Genomic DNA, 22,929 nt, shown 5'->3' with positions numbered 1-22,929 from the left:
TGTAATGCTCTAATTTTCCGAAATTTCCTTCAGCGCTGTTGCGTCTGACCCCTAAAATCATTCATATTCTTCAATATAAATTTTATTTGCACACTCTAACATAACTCAAGACTTCACACGACGAACATTCAGCTGGAACCTTTGACCCTTTTATGCCAAATACAGTATCGCCCCCTTTCGTGCCTTATCGGATTCGCGTAGCCGTTCCAGCCCATGTTTATGACTGCTTCGACTATCAGATTTCCGCAGATGATTATACGCAGGCGAAGGTTGGAGCGCGTGTTGCCGTGCCCTTTGGATCTCGAAATTTAATTGGGGTGATTATGCAAAAACTCACACCTGATACTCCCGAGAACCCCAAGTTTAAGCTAAAGCCCATTCAAGCCTTGTTAGATGACAATGCCATTCTAGACAGTAAAGTTTTAACTTTGTTGACATGGGCCGCACAATATTATCAATTTCCGATTGGTGAAGTGGTGCAAAGCGCCTTGCCCACCTTATTACGTCAAGGCAAACCCTATGATCTATTGGCGCACATGTGGCGGCTGCTTGAGCCACATGCAGATGAAAAAGTGAAACGCTCAGAGAAGCAGCAACATGCCTATAAAATTTTAAAACTCCACCCCGCAGGTACAGCAGAAAATATTCTGAATTTAGCGGGCATCGAAACCGCCACCTTAAAAGCGCTGGAAAAGAAAGGCATCTGTGAGGCTTATTTAGAACAAAAAGATTTTAGCCCACAAGCCCTGAGTTTGGCGCAAATGCCACTGACCGCCAACCCCGATCAAAAGCATGCCATTCAGCAAGTATTGAAATCACTCTCGTCTTATCATGCCTATTTACTGGATGGTTTAACGGGTAGTGGTAAAACTGAAGTGTACTTGCAAATCATGTACGAGGTACTGAAACAAGGCAAACAAGTATTGGTGTTGGTGCCTGAAATTGGTTTAACACCCCAAACCATTAGTCGCTTTCAATCGCGTTTCCACTGCCATATTGCCCTGCTTCATTCAGGACTGACGGATGCTAAACGCTTGCAAGCATGGCAAAGTGCGCAAATGGGCAAAGCCTCGATTATTTTAGGCACACGCTCCGCCATTTATACCCCCTTGCATAATTTAGGCTTGATCATTTTAGATGAAGAGCATGATCTGTCTTTTAAACAGCAAGAAGGTTTTCGCTATCATGCCCGTGATGTAGCGCTCTATCGCGCGCATTTGGAAAACTGTCCCATTATTTTGGGTTCAGCAACACCAAGCATGGAAAGTTATGCACTGGCCGATCAAGGTAAACTGACCCGACTAGAATTAAATGAACGTGCAGGCACGGCACTGTTGCCTAAGTTGCACATCTTGGATTTAAAAGTCGGGCGCAAGCAGCATGGTTTTAGTCAGTTTCTGTTGGATGAAATGCACAAGCGTCTGGCACGCAAAGAACAGGTGCTGATTTTTCTCAATCGACGAGGCTATGCCCCTGTACTGATTTGTGAAAGTTGTGCTTGGCAAGCGAAATGTCCGCATTGTGATGCCAATTTCACCTTGCATACTCAACCCTATCAGCACCTGCATTGCCATCATTGTGGCACCATTCATCGCATGCCAGATCATTGCCCGCAATGTCATCATACTGAACTCAAACCGATTGGCATGGGCACCGCCAAAGTTGAAGAAAGTTTAAAAGAACTCTTTCCAGAGTTTGAGGTCATTCGGGTCGATCGAGATTCCACCAGCCGTGTCGGTAGCTGGCAAAAAATTTATGATCGCATTCAAAAAAGTGAGCCGATTATTTTACTTGGCACGCAAATGCTCGCCAAAGGGCATCATTTCCCCTATGTGTCTTTGGTGGCAATTTTAGATATTGATTCAGGCTTACTTAGTGTCGATTTTCGTGCACCAGAACGCACGGCCCAACTCATTGTTCAAGTGGCGGGACGTGCAGGACGTGGCGAGAAAAAAGGTGATGTCTATTTACAGACCTTACGCCCAGAACACCCTTTATTGCACACTTTAGTGGATGGTGATTATCGACAATTTGCTCGCCAGACGTTGAAAGAGCGACAACAAGCGTTGTTCCCACCGTATCGTTATGGTGCGCTAATTCGCTGTGAATCGAAAAGTCAGGAACAAAATCAGCAATATCTTACCGAACACGCACAACAACTGCGTCAGATTTCCGAACTCAACATCGATATTTGGGGACCCATTCCTGCCCCGATGGAACGTAAAGCGGGTCGTTATCAAGCGCATATGGTGCTATTGTCTCAAGATCGAGCACGTTTACATTATTATTTGAGAGCATGGTGGCAAAACATGTTGCAGCACAAACCTGCCAACATGAAACTCAGTTTGGATATAGACCCGCAGGAATTGAGTTGAGTCTAAACCAGCACTTCAGCCATTCATTATCACTTTTTTAATTTCAGGACAGAGGCATGTCGTTATTGTTGCAAATCACGCTTTTTTTAGGTGCAGCGCTGATGGTGGTGCCACTACTGAAACGATTTGGCATTGCTACAGTCTTGGGGTATTTAATCACAGGGATTCTTTTGGGACCTCATGTGCTGAACATTGCCAATGATCCCGAAGCGATCCAAAAACTCGCTGAATTTGGCGTCATTCTTTTGATGTTTTTAATTGGTCTAGAACTTAGACCTCAACGACTCTGGAACTTACGTCAATCCATCTTTGTCATGGGCAGCGCCCAAGTCGGCATCACGGCGCTCGTCATTGGATGTATACTTTTCTTGGTATTACAGCAAGGCATTGCTGCCAGTTTGGTGATTGGCAGCGCACTCGCGCTGTCTTCAACCGCCTTTGTGTTGCAACTGCTCACAGAAAAACAGCAACTGAATACCTGTTATGGGCAACAATCTTTTTCAATTTTACTGTTTCAAGACATCGCAGCTATTCCTCTGATTGCCGTGATTCCGCTGCTTGCAGGTGTGGAATCAACACATTATGGCATCGCCTATTTTGCTGCGATTGTCGCAGCATTTACGGGGCTGTTTTTATTCAGTCGCTATCTGATTCGTCCTTTTTTCCGCTTTGTAGCGAAAACAGGTGCGCATGAACTGATTACCGCAGTGGGCTTATTTATCGTTTTAGCCGTGGTGATGTTGATGGATCTGCTCAATATCAGCACCACGCTGGGAGCATTCTTGACTGGCGTATTACTCGCAGATTCTGAGTTCCGACATGAACTGGAAGCCAGTATTGCACCCTTTAAAGGCTTATTGCTAGGGCTGTTTTTTATGACTGTGGGCATGCTGACCCCCATTCATATTTTATGGCAACAACCTGTGTTTATTCTGGCGGGTGCAGTACTCCTCTTGCTGGTTAAATTTACGACACTCACGGCGATTGCCCGCTATTATCAGGTCTCTTGGCCCAACAGCTTGCTGCTTGCCAGTTGTTTGGCACAGGGTGGAGAGTTTGCCTTTGTGGTATTCAGCGTAGCACAAGATGAACAACTCATTTCTGCTGCCAGCATTGCACCCATCACCCTGATCGTGATTATCTCCATGATGTTGACCCCGATTTTGTATTGGGTGATTCGCCAAGGTGTGGTACCGCGTCTTAGGCCTGTCACAGTCCCTGAATATGATGATATTCCTGAACAACACTCCGCCATGATTATTGCGGGCTTCGGTCGGTTTGGACAAATTATTGCCCGTGTCGCGCATTTACAGCATCAAAAATTTACCGCCATTGACAGTAATTTAGAAAAAGTCGATTTTGTCCGTAATTACGGTGGACACTTATATTATGGCGATGCCACCCACCCTGATATTTTAAGAGCCGCAGGTATTGAACAGGCCAAGGTATTTATTTTGGCCATTGATGATATTGAAGACTCGATGAATGTGGCACGGCATATCCGCCTCAATTACCCAGCGTTACAGTTATTAGTCAGAGCCCGTGATCGACATCATGTACACTTATTACGTGACTTGGGTGTCCAGCACATTTGGCGAGAAACCTATTTATCGTCACTCGGCATGGCGTATAAAGCCTTGTGTGACTTAGGCATTAGCGAAACCGATGCCAAAAAAAGTATTGAGTTATTTCGCGATTATGATGAACAACTCTTGGCACAGCAACAACGCGTTTATACCGACGAACAAAAGGTATATGAATCGCACCGCAACGCCCTTGCTGAGTTGGAACATTTGTTTGAACGTGATACAGAAATTCGAACGGTCGAAACTGACGTAAATTTACACCGTGGTTTAGATTCTACCCGAATAGATGTGACACGAGATGAAGCAAATTGACTTGTGTTTTACAATATCACCACCATTAAAGCAGGGTTTTGGAGAAAATTATGTCTGATATACGTCAACGCTTTTATATTGAAGATTGCCCTGTTCGTGGTGAAGTCGTTCATTTGGAAGAAACCTTACAAACGATTCTTGCCCAACGTGACTACGCACAAGCCGTACAAATTTTACTGGGTGAAATGCTCAGTGCAACCGCCTTGCTTGCCAGCACGCTGAAAATTAAAGGGCGTATCAGCTTACAAATTCAAGCCTCTGGAACATTTAAATGGGCCATGGCGGAATGTAACCATGTCGGTGAAGTTCGTGCCTTAGCCGACTATGAAGAAGATTTGCGTTTCCACGCCGCAACTGACAGCAGTACGGTGCTGAAAGCGCTCAGTAATCCAATTCTTTTTATTAACATTGAACCTGAATTTGGTGAGCGTTATCAAGGGATTGTACCTTTAGATCAACCTACCTTAGCGGGCTGCTTGATGCAGTATTATGATCTTTCAGCGCAAATTCCTACCCGTATTGTATTGGCAAGTACGGCTCAACGCTCGGGTGGTTTACTCATTCAGTTATTACCGCGCATCAGTGAAGAAGAACAGCAACGTATCGATGAGGATTTATGGCCACGTCTAACCATGCTGACTGAAACATTAAAAATCGATGAGCTAACAGACTTAGATGCCAATGAAATTCTGTATCGTTTATACAATGAAGAAGACGTTCGCCTACCTGAAATTGAACAATTAAAGTTTGGCTGTACCTGTTCTAAAGAACGTTGTGCCAATGCTTTACAACAAATTGGCGTAGAAGCCGTACGTGAAACACTAGAGCATCAAAATCCGATTGCTATGGATTGCCAATTCTGTAATACCCAATATCAGTTCACGGCCGAAGAAGCCCTCGGTTTATTTGGTGAACATTTAAGTTAAGCACGCATCAACCGTCTATCTGCCTGTTGTTATGCATCTCATTGCTGACCAACAGGCAGTTTATACCCTGCTAAATATAAATAGCCTCTTAGAACATTCCATGTCCACTTGCGACACCACAGCACGGATTTCTGTGGGTTTGGAGCAGGGTTATATATATTCAAAGTATTGAAAAAACGATAAAATAGCGTGACGAAGATAACAATTTTTTTGTTGAACTGCGTCTCTACATGATAAAAAAATCATCATTTTAATAGGTGATTCATTGAAACTTAACGGATATACACTGAGGTAATATTTCATGGGAACTCGCTTTCTTTCCCGTACGGTTTTCATTACAACTTTGCTATGCAGTACCTACAGCTTGGCAGCCACGGATCCCCTGATTGGCAAATGGAAAACTATGGATGATCGTACAGGTCACTCACTGGCAGATGTCATCATCAGTAAAAACCAGCATAATATTTACAGTGCACAAGTGGTCGAAATACGCTCATTATCAGGCAAGGACAGACTGACCACTTGCCAAAAATGCACAGGTCATTTAAAAAATCACCCGATGATTGGCTTAACCATTTTATCGGGTTTAAAGCAAAATCCAGAAAAACACGACCAATATATTGAAGGTAAATTTCTGGATCCACTTTCAGGGCATCATTATGTTTCGGAAGCACGTTTAGTTCAGCAAGCCAAATATTTGCAAATTCGCGCTCAAGAGGCAGGCTCAGCTAATGTCCGCCAAATGACATGGGTGAAAGTCCAGTAAAATTCAAACCCAGCTATTCCAACAAAAAAAGCCCTCTGTGGGCTTTTTTTGATTGTCATGATTTGAAACAAATACGAACAGTTCTACACTACTTCCCACTTTCAGAAAGACATAATAATATTGATTAAATTATCATCAATTTTATTAAATACGTATGTCTAAAAATTATTATGAAATTCTGGGAGTACCACGCAATGCTCCTCCTGACCAGATTAAAAAGGCCTATCGAAAGCTAGCACGAAAGCACCACCCTGATATTAGTAAAGAAAGTGATGCTGAAGCTCGTATGCAAGAAGTCAACGTCGCATACGACACGCTGAGTAACGAAGAGAAGAAAAAAGAATATGACTTCATCTTAGATCATCCTGAAGGTTTTTCAGGATTTGGAGGACAGGCAGGTGCGTCTGGGTTTGATGATGCTCAATTTTATCGACAAGGATTTAGCCAAGGTAGTTCGTCAGATTTCTCAGGCTTTGAAGACTTATTCGGTCGCTTTGGAACGGGTTTTGGAGGAGGCAATTATCAATATAAACAAAAACAGCCATCTTTTCGGGGTGAAGATCAACATGCCAAGCTAGAGGTTGACTTAGACGTTGCCTTTCATGGCACTTCTCAACAGATTACGCTGCAAATTCCAAGTATTAATGCCTATGGTGAACCAGAAGTCCAACGTAAAACCCTAGAAGTCAAGATTCCGAAAGGAATGAAAGAAGGACAACAAATTCGCTTGGCAGGTCAAGGGCAAACTGGTATCCGTGGAGGTAAAAATGGTGATTTGTATATCGAAATTTACTACAAAGATACCGCTCAATACCGCGTTGAAGGTGTAGATATTTATTACACACTGCCTGTGACCCCATGGGAAGCCACGTTAGGACAACAAATTGAGTTACTCACACCAGCAGGCACGAAAGTTCAGGTGAACCTACCCAAAAATGCCAAAACAGGACAACAATTACGTTTAAAAAATCAAGGGATTCCCAATAAAACAGCAGGACATTTATTCTTAATTCTAAACATTGTGAATCCACCTGCACACAACGCAGAGCAAGAACAAGCTTACCGCGCTTTTGCTGAAGCCTTTAAGCAGTTTAAGCCTCGACAACTTTAAGGAGAACGCTATGACAACTATTCATTATCGAGAAATTATTTGCGACGGTTATAGCACCGCAGAGATCGTCGATGAACATCGTAGTTTCGATTTAAAACATTTTGCCGAAGCCTGTGGTCAAAGCCCGGAATGGGTTTTACAACTATTGGAATACGATATTTTAGCCACACGCCCAGAAGAGCGGATTCATCAATTCTTTGGTGAAGATGTGACACGTGCACGTAAAGCCTATCGTTTACAACGTGACTTTGATGCCAGTTTTTCGGCAGTCGCTATGATGTTGGATCTGATTGATGAAGTACAACAATTACGTCGCCAAGTTCGACATGCCCATATACAAGAACCATAAACCCTTCATGCAGCCCGTTCACTGATATTGAAACATCATGGAATGGGTTGTTGTTCTTTTATCATTCACTGAAGAGAAATACGGTTACCATGAACACTAAAGAATGTAATAAGAAAGTGAAACTGATGTTCCCTGAACATCGTGAAATTATTCCACAATTGCGCCAGGATAATCCGCGTTTTGCGAAAATTTTCGAAGAACACGCGGAGCTGGATCAGGAAATTTACCAACGTGAGTTGAATCCTGTGTTTCGTATCAATGATGATATTGAAGCTTTAAAGCGTAAAAAACTGCGTCTCAAGGATGAGATTTATCGCTTACTGCAATATCATGTAAATTCACAAGCCTAAGTGGTGCATGACACCATTAAAATAAAATCAGATCGTACTTTTTAGGCTATATACAGCATATAAAATGAAGATGTCAGTTTCGTGACATCTTCTTGTATTGTCTGGTGATTATTTTAATTTTGTCAGTTTTTCTACTTCTTTCAAGGTCACTTTAACCCCTTGTTTGATGGGTTCGTAATCTAGAAACCAGAGTAGGCCCACATGCTGATCTTGGTGTTGTTGTGCCAGCATATCAATGACGCTTTTTTCTCCACGACCCACTAAGTGACGACGATAGAAATACAATATGAGCCAAACGGTGGTGATTAACATCACCATCAACATTAACCAAAATCCAATTGGAGATTTTAATCCTGGTATAAATTCAAAATTCATACCATATATCCCTGTCAGTAAAGTTAATGGTGCAAAAATGGCGGTAATAATTGCCAGAATCCGCATATTTTCATTGGTTTGATTGGCAATCGCTGAAAAATGTAATTCGATTGCCGCCTGTACCGCACTGCGTAAACGCGTCGTATGCTTTTGAATCCGTTCCACATGGCTGACCAAATCATCGGTACGTACCAACACAATATCGCGTTTTTCGGAGCGCTTTTTAGATTTCAAATGTGAATAGTTTTCAACAATTTCATCGCGTAATTCTTGCAAGACCTCGATTTGCTCTTCACACAAATTTTCAATTTGCTGAAATGCCATGTTTTCTTGCAACAATTGATTCCACTTGGTAAAACGTCGATGGCCTTGCAATAACTCTTGTTGCCAATATTCTACGCGTCGTGTCAACGGAACTCTCAAATCCAAGTAACCATCAACCATGGCATTGAGTAAACGTAAAGCCAAGTCTAAAGGGCTATGCGACAGTTTACGGGGTTTATTTTGCTCATCCAAAGAGCGTGCTGCTATTGATTTTATCCGTTCGATATATTGCTCAATAATTTGATTGCCTTGCTCCCGTACAGTAATCAACACCTGTGATGTCAGGATAAAACTAATCGGTGTAGTGGACAGCCCAAAAAAATGCTCATGCTGCTCTAAAGCTTGTTCACCGGTCTGAATTTTGTCATCTGGCGTAATGAGTTTTCGGAAAATGAGCAAGTCATAATCTTCCATCGCATCGAAAGCACACGGATGCTCCAGATTCAAAATATCTTTTAAGTGAAACTCGTTCAGACTCACCCCTGTCATTTCAAACATTTGACTTTGCCAGTGTTCGGCATGATTTACGACATCTTCTCGGGTACTATCAATCCAGATAAATTCAGGCTCCACATCATCTAATGCCTGTTGTTGGACGTAAATATAAGCATCCGTGGGATGTTGATAAAAATAGTAGCTTTGCATCTATTCTGTCACTCTATTCCGTCAATCTTGTTGTTTAATTCATGCGGTTGAGTGTAATGCATTATGCTTAGGATATTCATTTTTATCGCAATTTCACCACAAACTTTATCGCGTTATACCGCGCTTAAATAAAAAAGTTAAGCATAAAAAAGCCCGCTCAGTAGAGCAGGCTTTTTATTAAAAGATGATCAAAGTATTAAACTTGTTCAACATCTTTCATGGTTAACTTGATACGACCACGGTTGTCGACATCAGCAACTTGTACTCTCACTTCTTGACCTTCAGACAACACGTCTGCAACATTGGCAATACGTTCGTTTGAAATTTGTGAAATGTGAAGTAAGCCGTCAGTGCCCGGTAAAATATTTACGAACGCACCGAATTCAACAATACGAATCACTTTACCTGTGTAAATTGTGCCTGGCTCGATTTCAGCAGTAAGCGCTTGGATTTTTGCAACAGCAGCAGCAGCGGCAGCTTTAGTTTCACCAAATACACGCACTGTACCGTTGTCTTCAATATCAATTGCAGCTTTAGTTTCTTCCGTAATGGCACGGATGGTTGCGCCACCTTTACCAATCACGTCACGAATCTTGTCTGGGTTGATGTTGATCACTTGGAACGTTGGTGCATGCATTGAAATTTCAGAACGTGCACGAGAAATCACTTGATTCATTTCGTTCAAAATGTGCATACGACCCGCATAAGCTTGGTTTAATGCAGATTCCATAATCTCTTCAGTAATCCCTTCAATCTTGATGTCCATTTGAAGTGCAGTAATACCATTGGCAGAACCTGCTACTTTAAAGTCCATATCACCTAAGTGATCTTCGTCACCCAAGATGTCAGAAAGTACTGCGAAACGCTCGCCTTCTTTCACTAGACCCATTGCGATACCCGCAACTGGTGCTTTCAATGGAACACCTGCATCCATAAGGGATAAAGAAGCACCACATACAGAAGCCATTGAAGATGAACCGTTTGATTCAGTAATATCCGATACGATACGAATCACATACGGGAAGCGGTCAGCCGCAGGAAGAACAGCTTGTACACCACGACGTGCCAAACGACCGTGACCAATTTCACGACGCTTAGGACCAGATTCACGACCTGTTTCACCTACAGAGTATGCAGGGAAGTTGTAATGCAACATGAAGTTATCTGTTTTCGTACCAGCTAGGGTATCAACCATCAACGCATCACGGGTATTACCCAAAGTCGTAGTTACCAACGCCTGAGTTTCACCGCGTGTGAACAATGCAGAACCATGCGCACGGCCTAAAACACCCACTTGAACATCAATCGCACGAACAGTTTTCGTGTCACGACCATCAATACGTGGTTTACCAGACAAAATATTGTCACGTACGGTACGGTATTTCAAATCTTCAAACAGTTCATTTACTTCGTCAGCAATACCAGTTTCATCATTTTCAGGAACAAACTGTGCAACTGCTTCTGCATAAAGTGCATCAAGTGCCGCATAACGATCTTGCTTAACCGCAATTGTATAAGCTTCAGAAATTTTCGCTTCGAAAGCAGTTTTTAATTGCTCAAGAAGGACTTCATTTTTAGTTGGAGCAACCCAAGTTGACTCAACTGCACCCGCAGCGGCTGCAAATTCTTTAATGGCTTGAATTGCGATTTGCATTTCGTCATGACCGAAAAGCACTGCACCCAACATTTGGTCTTCTGAAAGTTCTTTCGCTTCAGATTCAACCATAAGAACTGCTGATTCAGTACCTGCAACCACAAGGTCTAGATCACTTTCTTTCAACTGTTCATTGTTTGGGTTGAGGATGTATTCACCGTTGATTAAACCAACACGTGCGCCACCAATTGGACCGCGGAATGGGGTGCCTGCAATCGACATCGCTGCAGATGTACCTAACATTGCTGCAATATCAGCTTCCATCGTTTTATCAGAAGAAATAACAGTTGCTGTTACTTGAATTTCGTTGAAATAACCTTCTGGGAACAACGGACGAATTGGACGGTCAATTAAGCGTGAAATTAAAGTTTCAGCTTCAGATGCACGACCTTCACGCTTGCCATAACCACCTGGGATACGACCCGCAGCATATTGTTTTTCTTGATAGTTAACAGTCAACGGGAAGAAATCTTGACCCGCTTTTGCTTTAGGCTGTGCAACAACTGCAACTAAAACAGTCACGCCACCCATTGTAACCACAACGGTGTTTGCTTGACGTGCAACACGACCTGTTTCAAGTACTACATTGTACTGACCGTATTGGAATTCTTTACGAATAATATTAAACATAGACATGTATTTTTTTCCTAGTTCTTGTGAACAGCTCTTCTAGTGGAGACCCCTAAGGTTTGGCATTCGCAACCCAAAAGCTTGCGCAAATGACAAAGCTTAGAAGCCGACCTCACTAGACACACTATTTTCAAACACAAAGAAGGAGCGAAACATTCGCCCCTTCCCCATTATCTAGACATAGCTAGATATACTTCAGTTTTCAGTAATACAGCATTTGACATGCAATAATCCGAAAATAAAAGTTTCAATCGAATTAACGACGTAAACCTAAAGCACCGATCAAAGCAACATAACGGCCATGATCTTTACCATTTAGGTAGTCAAGTAACTTACGACGTTGGTTAACCATACGGATCAGACCGCGACGGCTATGGTGGTCGTGTTTGTGCTCTTTAAAGTGACCTTGTAAGTCATTAATTTGAGCAGTTAAAAGCGCTACTTGAACTTCTGGTGAACCAGTGTCGTTTTCAGCACGAGCAAATTTAGCGATGATTTCTGCGCGATCTGTGTTTGTTAAAGCCATTCGATTTCTCCGAGATGCTTATAAGTTACATTTGATACAAATCAAATTGATTCTTCAAAACCAATTTGACTGCCGTGCATCACTACAGCAAGTCGGATATTTTAAGGGAAAATGGTGATGATTGCAAAATATGCGCACTATTTAAATTTACTAAACAAAAAAGAAGCTGATTTTGGGTTGCAGGTATTCAATCTGATACAAAATGTCATCCCTTCCAGCATTAAAATTTAAAAAATGAATACTGGATCACATTTTTAATGAAATTTAACTGTGAAAGATACATTTTCTGACTGAGTAAAATACCAAATCTCGGCAATGTCCTTTTTAAGCGAAAATACACAGCCCTCGACCAATGTAATCATCCAAACCTATTCAAATAATAAAATACCAGCGAACGGCTGGCCATGGTGCATATAACAAACCATACATCGGGCTTTAACACTCAAATAATGTGCTTCAATTCTCACTAAAAGCGATTTAATACTGGTTATATCATATTTTAAACACTCAAACTTTTGATACTTTTTGCAAACTCTAAAACATATTCAAGCAGAAAGAAAAAAGCCCAAGCAAAACTTGGGCTTTTTTCATTGCGCTGTAGTTCTTATATTTATTTTTATATTTTTTTTAGTTATTGCGCATAATGCGCTTATTGTGACAAACAATCCTTGTTTCCACTTTCTGTCCTTATGTGTAATATTTTGCCACAATGAAATCAGAAGACTAGAGGTGTTTTTCTCAACTCAATGTACGTTTTTGCGTACATGGATTTACATCAGCAGAAATGGCGTCCATGAAAAAAAATGTATTACTGAAAACAAAATTCAAGGCAATAAAAAAGCCCTGTAGTCTCTCCCAAAACTACAAGGCTTAGCGGCTGTAAGTTTCCTCTTTCACCTACTTCACTGTAAGTTCGCTGTCATATTCCGACTTTGTTCTTATGCTTTTGCGATTATTGCTCAACGTTCCGTGTTGTGCTCTTTATGTGAACTCATCTTCTCAGAAACCGTATGAAAGCTCTATGCGCAAATATCTTGAATCGATGTAAGCTTTTTCGTACAAAGCATCCTATTATGTAGTACAGATTAATAATCCAAGATACCTTTTATTTTTTCTAAAACTCCGCTCACCCGAGTCGTCCTTTTAGACAACGCATGTGACAAAGCCTGAGGATCTGCCAATACACTCACCACCGTTTTAGCACGCGTAATTGCGGTATAAAGCAGTTCCTGACTCAGCAAATTTTGTGCTTGTGCATCCAAAACCACTGCCGTATGCGTGAACTCTGAACCTTGTGATTTATGAATGGTCAATGCAAAGGCCGTTTCTATACTTTTAGGCAAGCGTGTTGCCAGCACCCATTTTTCTAAACTTGGGAAATACACTTCAAACTGAGACTGCCCTTGACGTTGCCTTTTAAAACAGATGCCAATATCTCCATTAGATAATCCTAATTGATAGTCATTATAAGTCATCATCACTGGGCGCCCGACATACCAGTCCCCTTGTTTGGTCGTGTAGCGACTGAGTTCATTCAGTAAGCGCTGTTCGATCTGTTGATTAAGCTGTTTCAAGCCAAATGCACCATGTCGGATGGCTGTGAGAATACGGTAATCATCAAAAATCTGGATCACATGCTGAATAGAAGTGTCCGGGTCTTCCGCAGTCAAATGCGTTTTCAATACTTCAATATAATGCTGATAGCCCAACATCAGTTGATCGTAATATGGCTCTGATGTGGGATGCTCTTGAGCAAAGTACTCCAGTTGCAATACATTCGGCATCTTGGCTAAAAGTGGCACAGCTTGGATTTCAGTCGGAGCTACTACCTGTTGGTGAAATTGTTCCAGTAATGCTTGAGGGGATATAGCTGTTGGTGGCTGCTGAATAAATGCGGCCATTTGTCCAATTAAAGCTTTACCATCAAAGCGTCGACTGGTCTTTAAATGTACCCGATTCTCTTGCAACGCTTTCACCTGCTGTAAATCGGCCAATACCGCCCCAACATCTACCGAGGCCAATTGATTGGCATCTCCCAGTAAAATCAGTCGCGCCTGATTCGGTACAGCAGCAAACAACATACTGGCCAGATTTAAGTCCAACATCGAGGCTTCATCCACCACAATCACATCATAGGGTAATGGTTGTTCGGCATCATAGCGTGGACGAGCAGAATGCCCCAAACCCAACAAGCGATGCAGTGTGACAGGGTTTAATTGTTTTAAAGCGGGAGTAACTAAAGGCTGTAATATCTCATCATTCAAGGCATTTTGCAGGGCTTCTTTCATGCGTTGCGCGGCCTTGCCTGTTGGTGCTGCCATCGCAATGCGTAAATGTGGTAAAGACTGGTTCAATGCCGCAATAATACGCGCCAAAGTGTAGGTTTTCCCTGTCCCTGGCCCGCCCGTAATAATATTTAACGCTTGCTGACACACCATGCTTAATGCCTGCTGTTGATGTTCATCACTCAGCAAACTCGAGTAAACTTGATGATCAACACGAGGAACCGTTTGTTGTTTTAACCTCGCCACATGCCGTGCCAAAGTATCTTCCTGTTTCCAGTAACGATACAGGTATAAATATTGTGTGTCATAAATGAAAGGGGCAACCCGATGTGCCACCTCATTTTCACTGATGGCCAAATGGCCCAAAGTCTGTACGGCATCAGGTTCAAACAATACGCAACTGTTGCCCTGTAACATCGCTTCTAATACGGACTGTATAACTACATCTGCTTGTGGATTTGGCGTTGCACTAAAAGGAGGCTGCTGAAGATATTGACTCCACGATTTAATCCATTCAGCATTCAATTGCTGTTCCTGCTTGTTTTCCACACAGTTATCCTCAAAGTTATCCACAGCTTAATTCATTGTTTTTACATAGCAGCCAAAGGTGTTGATGCACTTTTATGAACATGCTCTTCAGCAAAGTAGCCCAATAATGCATCTAAACGCAGTATAAATTCTGCATCAGGGCACCAATAGTTTACCCCGTACTCGGCATCTCCATGCATGCCCCGCAAATACAGATAACTTGCTCCGCCTAAATGTTTTTGAATGTCATAATCTTGCAACTGCACTTGTAAATAACGATGTAACGCCACCAAATACAGTCCCGCCTGCAACCAATAACTGGCATGGGACATACTTTCTTGTAACTTTGTCGGCGTGTAATCCATAACATTTACACCCAAAAAATTACTCTTATAATCGGCAATCTGGTAACGCTGCCCATCGAAATAAACCAAGTCGATAGAGCCCGTTAAATAACGTGCCGAATTTGCAGGATTGAGTTCTGGCATATAAATGCCATATTCAGCATATAAGTCCTGTATGCGTTTAATGGCCAAAACGTGATTGGACAAGGCCAAATAAAATGGAAACTCTGCCAGATAGGAGTCTGCACCCAACTGGTTGAGGCAGAACTGCTGATGTAGGGGCGTAGACAACACTTGTGCCAACCATTCAGCCATCCAGATCAGTAATTGTTCTTCATCCAGCTGCTGAAAGTCTTGCTGATATTTTTCACACAACGCCTGCCATAAACTTGGATAATCATTTTTAAAACGACGGCGGATTTCGATTTTCCAGTCCTGTTGCTGTTGAAAATCAATATGTTCAAAGATTTCATGCAAAAAATTACCCGCCAAAGTCCCCATCGGAAATTGACGCTGAATCCAATGGATCGGTTGAGTAACCTCCTCAGACGATTCAACAACTTCGAGATTGATTTCATCCGCAGCACTTTGTAGCTGTTCACGCTGTACCGCGAGTGCATCTAATGCTTGTTGCCGACTCAAATGCTGCGCCAATGCACTAAAACTGGTTTTTGCGCGTGGATAAAAACGTTGCATTGGAAATTCGGCGGCATACAGTTCAGGAATGCGCTGATCTTGCGTACGTTTCAAGACTGTAGGACATTCGGTTAACACCGCTTCATCGACACTATAGGGATGCTGAAAAACCTGCGCGGCATGTCCACGCCAAAATGCCAAGCCCGTGGTCGATTTACCGGCCTGATCTTGCAATATGGCATAAACCCGATGACTGGCACGGGTCAGTGCCACATACCATAAACGATGCTGCTCCGCTTCTGCCCGTGCATTATGCTGCTGAATTGCCAGCTCATCTAAAAGATGCTTGTCATTCACCGCAATCACACGCTGCATTTCGGGCTGCCCTGTAACAGGATCGGGCAATTGTTGCGTGGAGAAATTCAGGGTTTTGTTCATTTCCCGAAAATCTTTATCAGCTCCTAACAGAAATACAATCTTAAATTCCAAACCTTTGGATTGGTGAACGGTCATCAACTGCACGCCTGCTTCATTCGACAGTTTTCGTTCCAGTTCCCATTCACGCTCACTCGGTGCTTGAATCTGCCTGAGATACCAGTGATAGAGCGCCTGTGGTCCCTGAAATTGCTCACTGTGCTGGCTGAGCAATTCGGTTAAATGACGTAAGTTCACCACACAGCGTTCGTTGTCACGACTTTGGCTCGCCACCAAATTTGACCAAGCTTTAAACAGGTTCAAGGCATATTGCCACGCGCTTAAAAAGCCCGTGTTAAACCACATTTCTCGAATGTAATCCAAATCTTCAATAAACTGACTCAATCCTTCGGGGCGTTGTTCCAATGCTATCAATTGACTGAGTTGGAAGTTCAGTAACCGTGTCAGCAATGCCCGCTTGACCTTCGCTTCATCGTAAGGATGCATGATTGCGGTCAACATGGCTGCCACGTCCTGTGCAATTGGACTATCAAATACACTCCGCTTGGAAGGACGATTAACTCGAATCCCCAAACGCTCGAGCTCATATTGCACCTTATCTAAGCCATCATGACTTTTGGATAAAATCGCAATATCATTTTCATCAATGCCACGATTACCTATGGCTTCTGCCAAATACAACTGCTGCTGAATGCCTTGATTCAGCAAATCACGGATTTTCCACGCCACTTGAATAAATTCATCTTTTTTGTCTTGCAGCAGCAACCAACGCAAAGGCTGATGATTGTTACCTTGTGCATCGACCAGAACAGGATGCGGTCGTGGCCCTGCCTCAACGGCACTATATTCAACCTCTTCTCCCAATTGAATTTGACGTTGGAATAAAGCATCGACCACCGTGACCAATTCAGGTACAGAACGATGATTGTATTTCAGACTGTACAATCGTCCTTGCTTACTTAGCACATCGGCACGCGCTTTGTTATAGGTCAGCATGTCTCCGCCACGGAAACCGTAAATCGCCTGTTTCGGATCACCCACCATAATCATGCAGCCTTTGGCATAATGCCCTGCATCACGCCAGATGCTTGCCAGCATATTGTCCTGATCTTGATTGGTATCCTGAAACTCATCCACCAAAATTAAGGGATAACGGGCTTGGACAAAACGGGCAAAACGCGCGCCTTGTGCATCTTGCAAGGCCTCGGCCAAAGTACGAATTTGTTGCCCAAAGGTGGTTTCGCCCTTTTGCTGTAAGATCTGCGGCAAGCGTTTTTTCACTTCCGAGGCCAGATAGAACTGCAAATAACTGTCCAGTGTTTCTAGATCAAAACTGAGCTTATCTAGACTGTGCATAAAAGCCGTCAGTTCACGAATCAGAGGGTGCTGTTGAAATCCCTGCAAGACCTCATCGGGGCATTTGTTCAAGACTTTTTGGGTGGCATCGCTCAGATGTTTCAGCGTTTCGGCATATAAAGGTGCAAATAAGGCGTAAGTGCCTTGCTGCTTTAACACCTCCAACAGTTCAGGCAACTTAACCGTCAACAGTTGCTGTAATTTGTTGTCGTCGCGCCATTTCTTGGCCAGTAACTTAAAATGAGCACCATCGGCAGCATAGTAATCTGCCAATTCAGTGATACGGCTCCAATCTAGCCCCAATACATGTTCGATTTGACGACTAAAGCCCTCTACATCGACTTCGGGGGCAGCCACCGCCTGAAAATGTGCGGAAGCAAAATTTAGACTGTTTTCTACCACCGCCACATAAGCCTGTTGCGACTTTAATTTTTTATTCAGCAGCAGATAGTCCAAAATATTTTGCGGTTGCTGCTGAATCCATTCACGCAGTAAGTCGTGAATCAATTGCTGGGTATATTGTTTGGCGTCATCGGTAATTTCTACCCGCTCAATTTTGCCGCTTTCAAAGGCAAATTCACGTAGCAACTTCTGGCTAAAACTATCCAAGGTTCCAACAAAGAGCTCATCTAGTTGATCAATCACCAATTTAAGCCGTTCACGCGCATAGTCCACCCGCGGCGCATAATCCTGTAAAACTTTTTGATATAAAGGATCGGATTCTGTTGTGATTTTCTGTTGCAGTTCCGATTGCGTCAGGCTTTGGCACGTCTCAAAATAACGTAAGGTATCTAGCAAACGACTGCGAATGCGTCCCTTCAATTCTGCCGCTGCCGCACGGGTAAACGTGGTGGCAATAACCTGATTCGGGAGATAATCACCTAAGAAAATTCGTACCATTAAACTAGATAAGGTAAAGGTTTTGCCTGTACCTGCCGAAGCCTCAATCCAGTGCAGCCCTTTAAACTGCATATCCACAATCGGATGATAAGAAATTGAAGCAGCTGGAATTACGGTGTTCATCTGCATTATTCCTTAAGCAACTGTTGATATTGAAAAATTGGGGCATACAACGCATAGGCATACTGCTGGCAGGCTTGTGCTAACAAAGCCGTACTATCTTGTTGTTGCAGAATAAACTGCCAATCGCGGTGCTGCTGGCTGGCTTCATTGTCTAACACAGAAAACCCTGCAAAACGTCCATCATCCTGCCAGTCTTTGACCAAAGCATCCCAGTCTTTGATCTGTAGTTGACCCTGTTCATCGGGTTGCCATTCCAGTTGTTTGCCTTTTTCTGCGACTTTAAATAATAAAGCTGCGGGTAAAACCACAGGCTGCATCTGCCCGTGTTGCCACATTTCAAACCACGCTGCCAAATATTGCTGCGCTTGATGGGAAGATACCCCATGACACAGCACAGTCTGATCACTGAATACGACCAAGCGTGTCAAGTCCTGCCCTGCATCACCTAAATTTTCATGTGCCAACCAAAACAGATATTCCAACCAGAGCTGAACCCGTCGTTTGGCACGTGCACTCGATGCTTCTAAACTGACCCATTGCTGCGTAGACTGAGCTGGAACAGTGATTTGGAACTGGATATTGGCACTCATATTCCAAAGCTGTTGGGTGACGGCAGTGACTGTTTCTGCATAACGCTGCAAACGTGCTTGTAATTGCTGCTGTTCAATCACACTGATTTGCCATGCAGCTTGCTGCATTTTCCCGACAGGTAACTGATCCAATAACAGTTCAGGCGGGGTCGTTTGCCTTTGCTGTTGTAAGAAATTTCGGACTGCATAACGCCCCAAACCGTCTAAAACCAAGGGTTCAACTTCATCGGGCAAATTTTCAGGTTTTAAGTTTTCCACCCCAAGGGTTTTTAAATATAAACGTGCAGGGAAACAAACATCCTGAATCCATTGTCGACTTTGAAGACTGACAAAATCATTGGATGCAGCCATATAAACCGTATCTTGCCAAGCCTGACGCTGTCCCGTGGGGGCTGCAATCTGCTGTGCCACCCGATACCAATGATCTTGAAAGCGCATTGGTTTTGGCTGAGTAAAACCTGAAACATCAAAAGGTTGTAAAGGATGAATCTGATACAAGGAATGCAATTGTGCGGGTATCTCTAAGCCCTGCAAATCTGGATGGGTCGCTTCTTCCCCATCTACTTTTTGGGTAATCAAAGCCAAATATTGAATCAATTCTTGTACAGCGGTAGAAGGTTCACGCATTTCGCCATCATTGACATCAAAACCTTTATAAAACAACCACAAACTCTGCTGTGCCAACAACAAGGCATCCAAAAAAGCCCCCTGATCATCCTCTAAACGAGAACGATCGCCCAATTGTGGTTTAAGGATGTCCATCAAATCAAACGGTAAATGCTGATTGCGACTCGGGAATTTTCCACTGTCCAAATTCAACATCACAATCAGACGATAGGGAATCGGACGAATCTGCCCCAACTGACTAAAAGTGATCTGTCCCGTCGGTTCAGCCTGATCAAGCTGTGTATCTAATGTAGATTGAATTTCATCCAGTAAATAGCTCAAGGGCAAGCTTAATTGATCTAAGCCATACTGCTCTTGCCCCTCATAGAAATTCGAGAGGGTCAGCATACGCTCTTGTTTTTTAATCATTTGTGCAACACTTGCCAATGCTTCGACACCAGCCTGCTCAAATTCTGCCACTTCCTGCATTAAAATTTTGAGCCACTGTTCTACAGGCTTTGGCTGCTGCTGTTCATGTGCCAACAACCAGTCACGACGTGCATCCAAATCCTGATAAATCTGAATCAATTTGGCAATCAGTTCAAAATCACTCGGCATTACCTCCGCAAAACTGAGTGTTTCTTCAAACAGCGTATGTTCAGGAATAGCAATACCCATCGCCAAGCGGTCTAAGGCAAATTTAAAGCTAAAGCGATAGTCCTGATCCCCTTTGGTCAGACTCAATGCCAAATGTTGAGCATCCAAGCCTCGCTTAAAACCTGCTTGCTCAAGCAATTCCAGCAGACGTTCTACATTATTCATGTCTAAGCCATAGCATTGCTGCGTAGCCGCCAAGCTCAACCAGTCGGCAAAATCATCTAAGCGAAAGCGTCCTTGCGTCAGTTGTATACGTCCCAACACCGCACGCCATGCATTAGCAGCATCCAATTGAGTCACACCTGCAATTTTCACAGGCAAATAAATACTGTCTTGGCTAATCCGTGTTGTTGCATTCGGCATAATGCGCTCGGCCTCACGCTCCCGTGCAGGCGGTGCAAAAATGCTACGAATATGCGGTTCAATGTCTTTTAAATTGGGACTGAGCACCAAAATGTCGCTGGGACGACGTGGTTGCTCCTTACTCCCTTGTGCCAACCATGCAATCAGTTGTTCTTTCAGCACTTCCAGTTGACGCAAAGTGGAATGGCAGACATGCACCTGAATTGAATCATCTTGTGCATCCAACACAAATTGATGTTGCTCTGGCTCAACCAAATACAGAATATCGGATTGGACTTTGCCCAATAAAGTGGGTGGATATTCATCAACAAATACATCTGCCCAAACCCCATCTTCCCCCGAAGAAAGTCCAGATAACAACGAAAAATGATCTCGCGCTTGCTTACCAAAACGGGTTAATAAGGGATGGCGCGATTCACGAATTTCGGCATTAAAATGCAGGGTAAAATCCTGAAAGAATTGTTGAATTTCGGCATCACTTGCCTGTGGATTTTTCGCAATAAAACGCTCTTTTACCCGCAAGTCATAACGCGCTTTCCAGTTCGGATCGACACTGTCTGCCCAGTATTCCTGAGATGGGTTATAGTGCAGCAGATACACATCAATATATTGCCCTAAGCGCTGTAAAAACTGTAACTGACTGGGTGGTAAATCCAGTAAGGTAAACACCACCAGAGGCTGTGGCAGCTTTTTCAATGCCGCTGCATTGGGTGCCTCGACACTGCCCAGCGTCTGCCAAAATGCAGCATCAATCTGCTGCATGTCCATAAAATCCTGATGAAACACCACCTGCCACAGCCAACGCTGCCATGCTTCCAATTCATACGCTTGATTTAGAGTAAATGCCGAGATTTCAGTATGGGTTTGAAAGAACATCTGCTCAATCGGCAACGCCTGATTATTGCCCCAACGTTGTAACCAGTTGGTCGGACAGGAACATTGGTTACTTGGACAGTTTTTCTGGCAATGTCCTCGGTATTCCATGTAATGACTAAATAACTTAGACACTTGCTCGGCAACCCAATACAACATGCGCTGCTTTTTTAGTTGTTTTTCAATGCCGTGTTCAAGTTGGTCGGCACTGGCATAAATACGTTGCACAATGGGAGCAAGCGGATGTGCCGCATCCAAAGGAGAATGCTCTGGCTGAATATACGCCAGCAAGGCTTGATAAACCCGCCATTTAATAATCATGCGTGGAATATTGGCTTTCCGTACCTGTTCTTTGTCTTGATCCAGCACCCACTGATAAGCTGACCATTGGAAACCACGAATGCGATGATGAAACTGCGTGTTGGCACTAATGCCTTTTTGCTCGGCCAATTGCTGGGTCAGCCAAACTTCAACCGCGGGTGATGGCACAATAAAATGCTGGGTTTTTAACACCTGCAAAGCATTACTGCTCTGTGATTTTACCGTTTTTAACATGGCCTGAAGTAAAACATCAATCCGTTGACTCTGAATCACGTGAATGGCCATGAATATTTTTTCTCCAACGATAAATGAACAGCAATCTACAAAAGCATAAAGATTATTGACTATACTTCATGTACTGTCTATGTCACGTTATAATCGAACTTCGATTTAAAAATGACTTTGAAAATCGAAGCTTAAAGATGCTTCAATATAAAAATGGATACAAGGTTTAGAGTACACAATGAAAATAGACAACATTCCCGATTCAATTGATGCCTCGTTAAATCTAGAACAAATACGGGCTGAATGCTTAGAAATGGTACAAAAACGTGCTTATGTTTCTGCGGGCGCAGCTGTTATCCCTGTGCCGTTTTTGGATGTCGTGATTGATGTCGGACTTTTGTCACAATTAATTCCTGAAATTAATGCCCGCTTTGGGCTTGCACCCGAACAAATCAGTGTGTTTGATTTAGAAACTAAACAAATTCACTGGCATGAACTGCGTAAACGCGGTTTTGAGTTTTCTGGTTTAGTCGTGGCGCGTACTGCTGTGAAAAACTCAATCCACAATGTCGCCTCCAAAATGATTACCAAACAAGTCAGTAAATATATTCCTCTGGGCGGTCAGTTGGTCGCGGCAGGTCTTGGCTATTTTGTCATGAAAAAAGTGGCTGAAGCACATGTCGAGGATTGCTACAAACTCGCCAAATCCATCCAGCAAAAACAAAACCTACAAGCACTCGTTTAAAAATAGGTTTCGC

The 22,929-nt window shown here is 43.1% G+C and carries 14 protein-coding genes; 8 read left to right on the top strand and 6 right to left on the bottom strand.

Annotated elements, in window-relative coordinates:
- Positions 1-152: 152 nt before the first annotated feature.
- The 7 genes from E0H94_RS00870 (at position 153) to E0H94_RS00840 (ending at position 7,775) form a co-directional block, all read left to right on the top strand.
- The gene (locus tag E0H94_RS00870) at positions 153-2,375 is read left to right on the top strand and encodes a primosomal protein N' (protein ID WP_131324663.1); all 2,223 of its coding nucleotides are present in this window, start codon (positions 153-155) and stop codon (positions 2,373-2,375) included.
- Between the two features lie 56 nt (positions 2,376-2,431).
- Positions 2,432-4,273 (top strand): monovalent cation:proton antiporter-2 (CPA2) family protein, encoded by a 1,842-nt coding sequence (locus E0H94_RS00865; RefSeq protein WP_131324661.1) that lies wholly within the window; start codon positions 2,432-2,434, stop codon positions 4,271-4,273.
- 50 nt (positions 4,274-4,323) lie between these two features.
- Positions 4,324-5,199 carry an Hsp33 family molecular chaperone HslO gene (gene hslO, locus E0H94_RS00860; RefSeq protein ID WP_131324659.1) on the top strand — a complete coding sequence of 292 codons (876 nt, stop codon included), beginning with the start codon at positions 4,324-4,326 and terminating at the stop codon, positions 5,197-5,199.
- A gap of 301 nt (positions 5,200-5,500) precedes the next feature.
- Positions 5,501-5,965, top strand: coding sequence for a DUF2147 domain-containing protein (locus E0H94_RS00855; protein ID WP_131324658.1), 465 nt, complete (start codon positions 5,501-5,503; stop codon positions 5,963-5,965).
- A 154-nt stretch (positions 5,966-6,119) separates the two neighbouring features.
- A complete protein-coding gene (locus tag E0H94_RS00850) occupies positions 6,120-7,076 on the top strand; it encodes a DnaJ C-terminal domain-containing protein (RefSeq protein ID WP_131324656.1) in 957 nt (318 codons plus the stop codon).
- Positions 7,077-7,086: 10 nt separating this feature from the next.
- Entirely contained in the window at positions 7,087-7,425 is a 339-nt protein-coding gene (locus E0H94_RS00845) for a chaperone modulator CbpM (RefSeq protein ID WP_131324655.1), read from the top strand.
- Between the two features lie 89 nt (positions 7,426-7,514).
- On the top strand, positions 7,515-7,775 hold the full coding sequence (locus tag E0H94_RS00840) for a YdcH family protein (protein WP_131324653.1): 261 nt from the start codon (positions 7,515-7,517) through the stop codon (positions 7,773-7,775).
- A gap of 108 nt (positions 7,776-7,883) precedes the next feature.
- On the opposite strand, the gene E0H94_RS00835 is transcribed toward E0H94_RS00840, so the two are convergent.
- The 6 genes from E0H94_RS00835 to E0H94_RS00810 all read right to left on the bottom strand — a co-directional run bounded on the left by E0H94_RS00835 (position 7,884) and on the right by E0H94_RS00810 (position 22,231).
- Positions 7,884-9,119: a magnesium transporter CorA family protein gene (locus tag E0H94_RS00835; protein WP_131324651.1), complete on the bottom strand. Its 1,236-nt coding sequence runs from the start codon at positions 9,117-9,119 to the stop codon at positions 7,884-7,886.
- Between the two features lie 196 nt (positions 9,120-9,315).
- On the bottom strand, positions 9,316-11,403 hold the full coding sequence (pnp, locus tag E0H94_RS00830; protein ID WP_171462033.1) for a polyribonucleotide nucleotidyltransferase: 2,088 nt from the start codon (positions 11,401-11,403) through the stop codon (positions 9,316-9,318).
- Between the two features lie 256 nt (positions 11,404-11,659).
- Positions 11,660-11,929 carry a 30S ribosomal protein S15 gene (gene rpsO, locus E0H94_RS00825; RefSeq protein ID WP_004656162.1) on the bottom strand — a complete coding sequence of 90 codons (270 nt, stop codon included), beginning with the start codon at positions 11,927-11,929 and terminating at the stop codon, positions 11,660-11,662.
- Positions 11,930-13,014: 1,085 nt separating this feature from the next.
- Positions 13,015-14,763, bottom strand: coding sequence for an exodeoxyribonuclease V subunit alpha (gene recD / locus E0H94_RS00820; protein WP_205679281.1), 1,749 nt, complete (start codon positions 14,761-14,763; stop codon positions 13,015-13,017).
- Between the two features lie 41 nt (positions 14,764-14,804).
- Positions 14,805-18,542 (bottom strand): UvrD-helicase domain-containing protein, encoded by a 3,738-nt coding sequence (locus tag E0H94_RS00815; protein ID WP_413772998.1) that lies wholly within the window; start codon positions 18,540-18,542, stop codon positions 14,805-14,807.
- On the bottom strand, positions 18,542-22,231 hold the full coding sequence (locus E0H94_RS00810) for an exodeoxyribonuclease V subunit gamma (protein ID WP_131324643.1): 3,690 nt from the start codon (positions 22,229-22,231) through the stop codon (positions 18,542-18,544). The genes E0H94_RS00815 and E0H94_RS00810 overlap by 1 nt, the downstream gene beginning before the upstream one ends.
- Before the next feature lie 178 nt (positions 22,232-22,409).
- On the opposite strand from E0H94_RS00810, the gene E0H94_RS00805 reads away from it, so the two are divergent.
- Entirely contained in the window at positions 22,410-22,916 is a 507-nt protein-coding gene (locus E0H94_RS00805; protein ID WP_131324641.1) for a hypothetical protein, read from the top strand.
- Positions 22,917-22,929: the final 13 nt, after the last annotated feature.

Source organism: Acinetobacter sp. ANC 4173, assembly GCF_004331255.1.
Lineage (GTDB): Bacteria > Pseudomonadota > Gammaproteobacteria > Pseudomonadales > Moraxellaceae > Acinetobacter.
Note: the sequence above shows the minus strand (reverse complement) of the source record. Positions and strands in the feature narration are given on the sequence as shown.

Excerpts from the sequence above, each read along its gene's own strand:
- E0H94_RS00845 (WP_131324655.1), top strand. The coding sequence starts at position 7,087 with ATGACAACTATTCATTATCGAGAAATTATTTGCGACGGTTATAGCACC.
- E0H94_RS00840 (WP_131324653.1), top strand. The coding sequence starts at position 7,515 with ATGAACACTAAAGAATGTAATAAGAAAGTGAAACTGATGTTCCCTGAA.
- E0H94_RS00855 (WP_131324658.1), top strand. The coding sequence starts at position 5,501 with ATGGGAACTCGCTTTCTTTCCCGTACGGTTTTCATTACAACTTTGCTA.
- E0H94_RS00865 (WP_131324661.1), top strand. The coding sequence starts at position 2,432 with ATGTCGTTATTGTTGCAAATCACGCTTTTTTTAGGTGCAGCGCTGATG.
- E0H94_RS00870 (WP_131324663.1), top strand. The coding sequence starts at position 153 with ATGCCAAATACAGTATCGCCCCCTTTCGTGCCTTATCGGATTCGCGTA.
- hslO (WP_131324659.1), top strand. The coding sequence starts at position 4,324 with ATGTCTGATATACGTCAACGCTTTTATATTGAAGATTGCCCTGTTCGT.
- E0H94_RS00815 (WP_413772998.1), bottom strand. The coding sequence starts at position 18,542 with ATGCAGATGAACACCGTAATTCCAGCTGCTTCAATTTCTTATCATCCG.
- E0H94_RS00810 (WP_131324643.1), bottom strand. The coding sequence starts at position 22,231 with ATGGCCATTCACGTGATTCAGAGTCAACGGATTGATGTTTTACTTCAG.
- E0H94_RS00835 (WP_131324651.1), bottom strand. The coding sequence starts at position 9,119 with ATGCAAAGCTACTATTTTTATCAACATCCCACGGATGCTTATATTTAC.
- rpsO (WP_004656162.1), bottom strand. The coding sequence starts at position 11,929 with ATGGCTTTAACAAACACAGATCGCGCAGAAATCATCGCTAAATTTGCT.
- E0H94_RS00805 (WP_131324641.1), top strand. The coding sequence starts at position 22,410 with ATGAAAATAGACAACATTCCCGATTCAATTGATGCCTCGTTAAATCTA.
- pnp (WP_171462033.1), bottom strand. The coding sequence starts at position 11,403 with ATGTTTAATATTATTCGTAAAGAATTCCAATACGGTCAGTACAATGTA.
- E0H94_RS00850 (WP_131324656.1), top strand. The coding sequence starts at position 6,120 with ATGTCTAAAAATTATTATGAAATTCTGGGAGTACCACGCAATGCTCCT.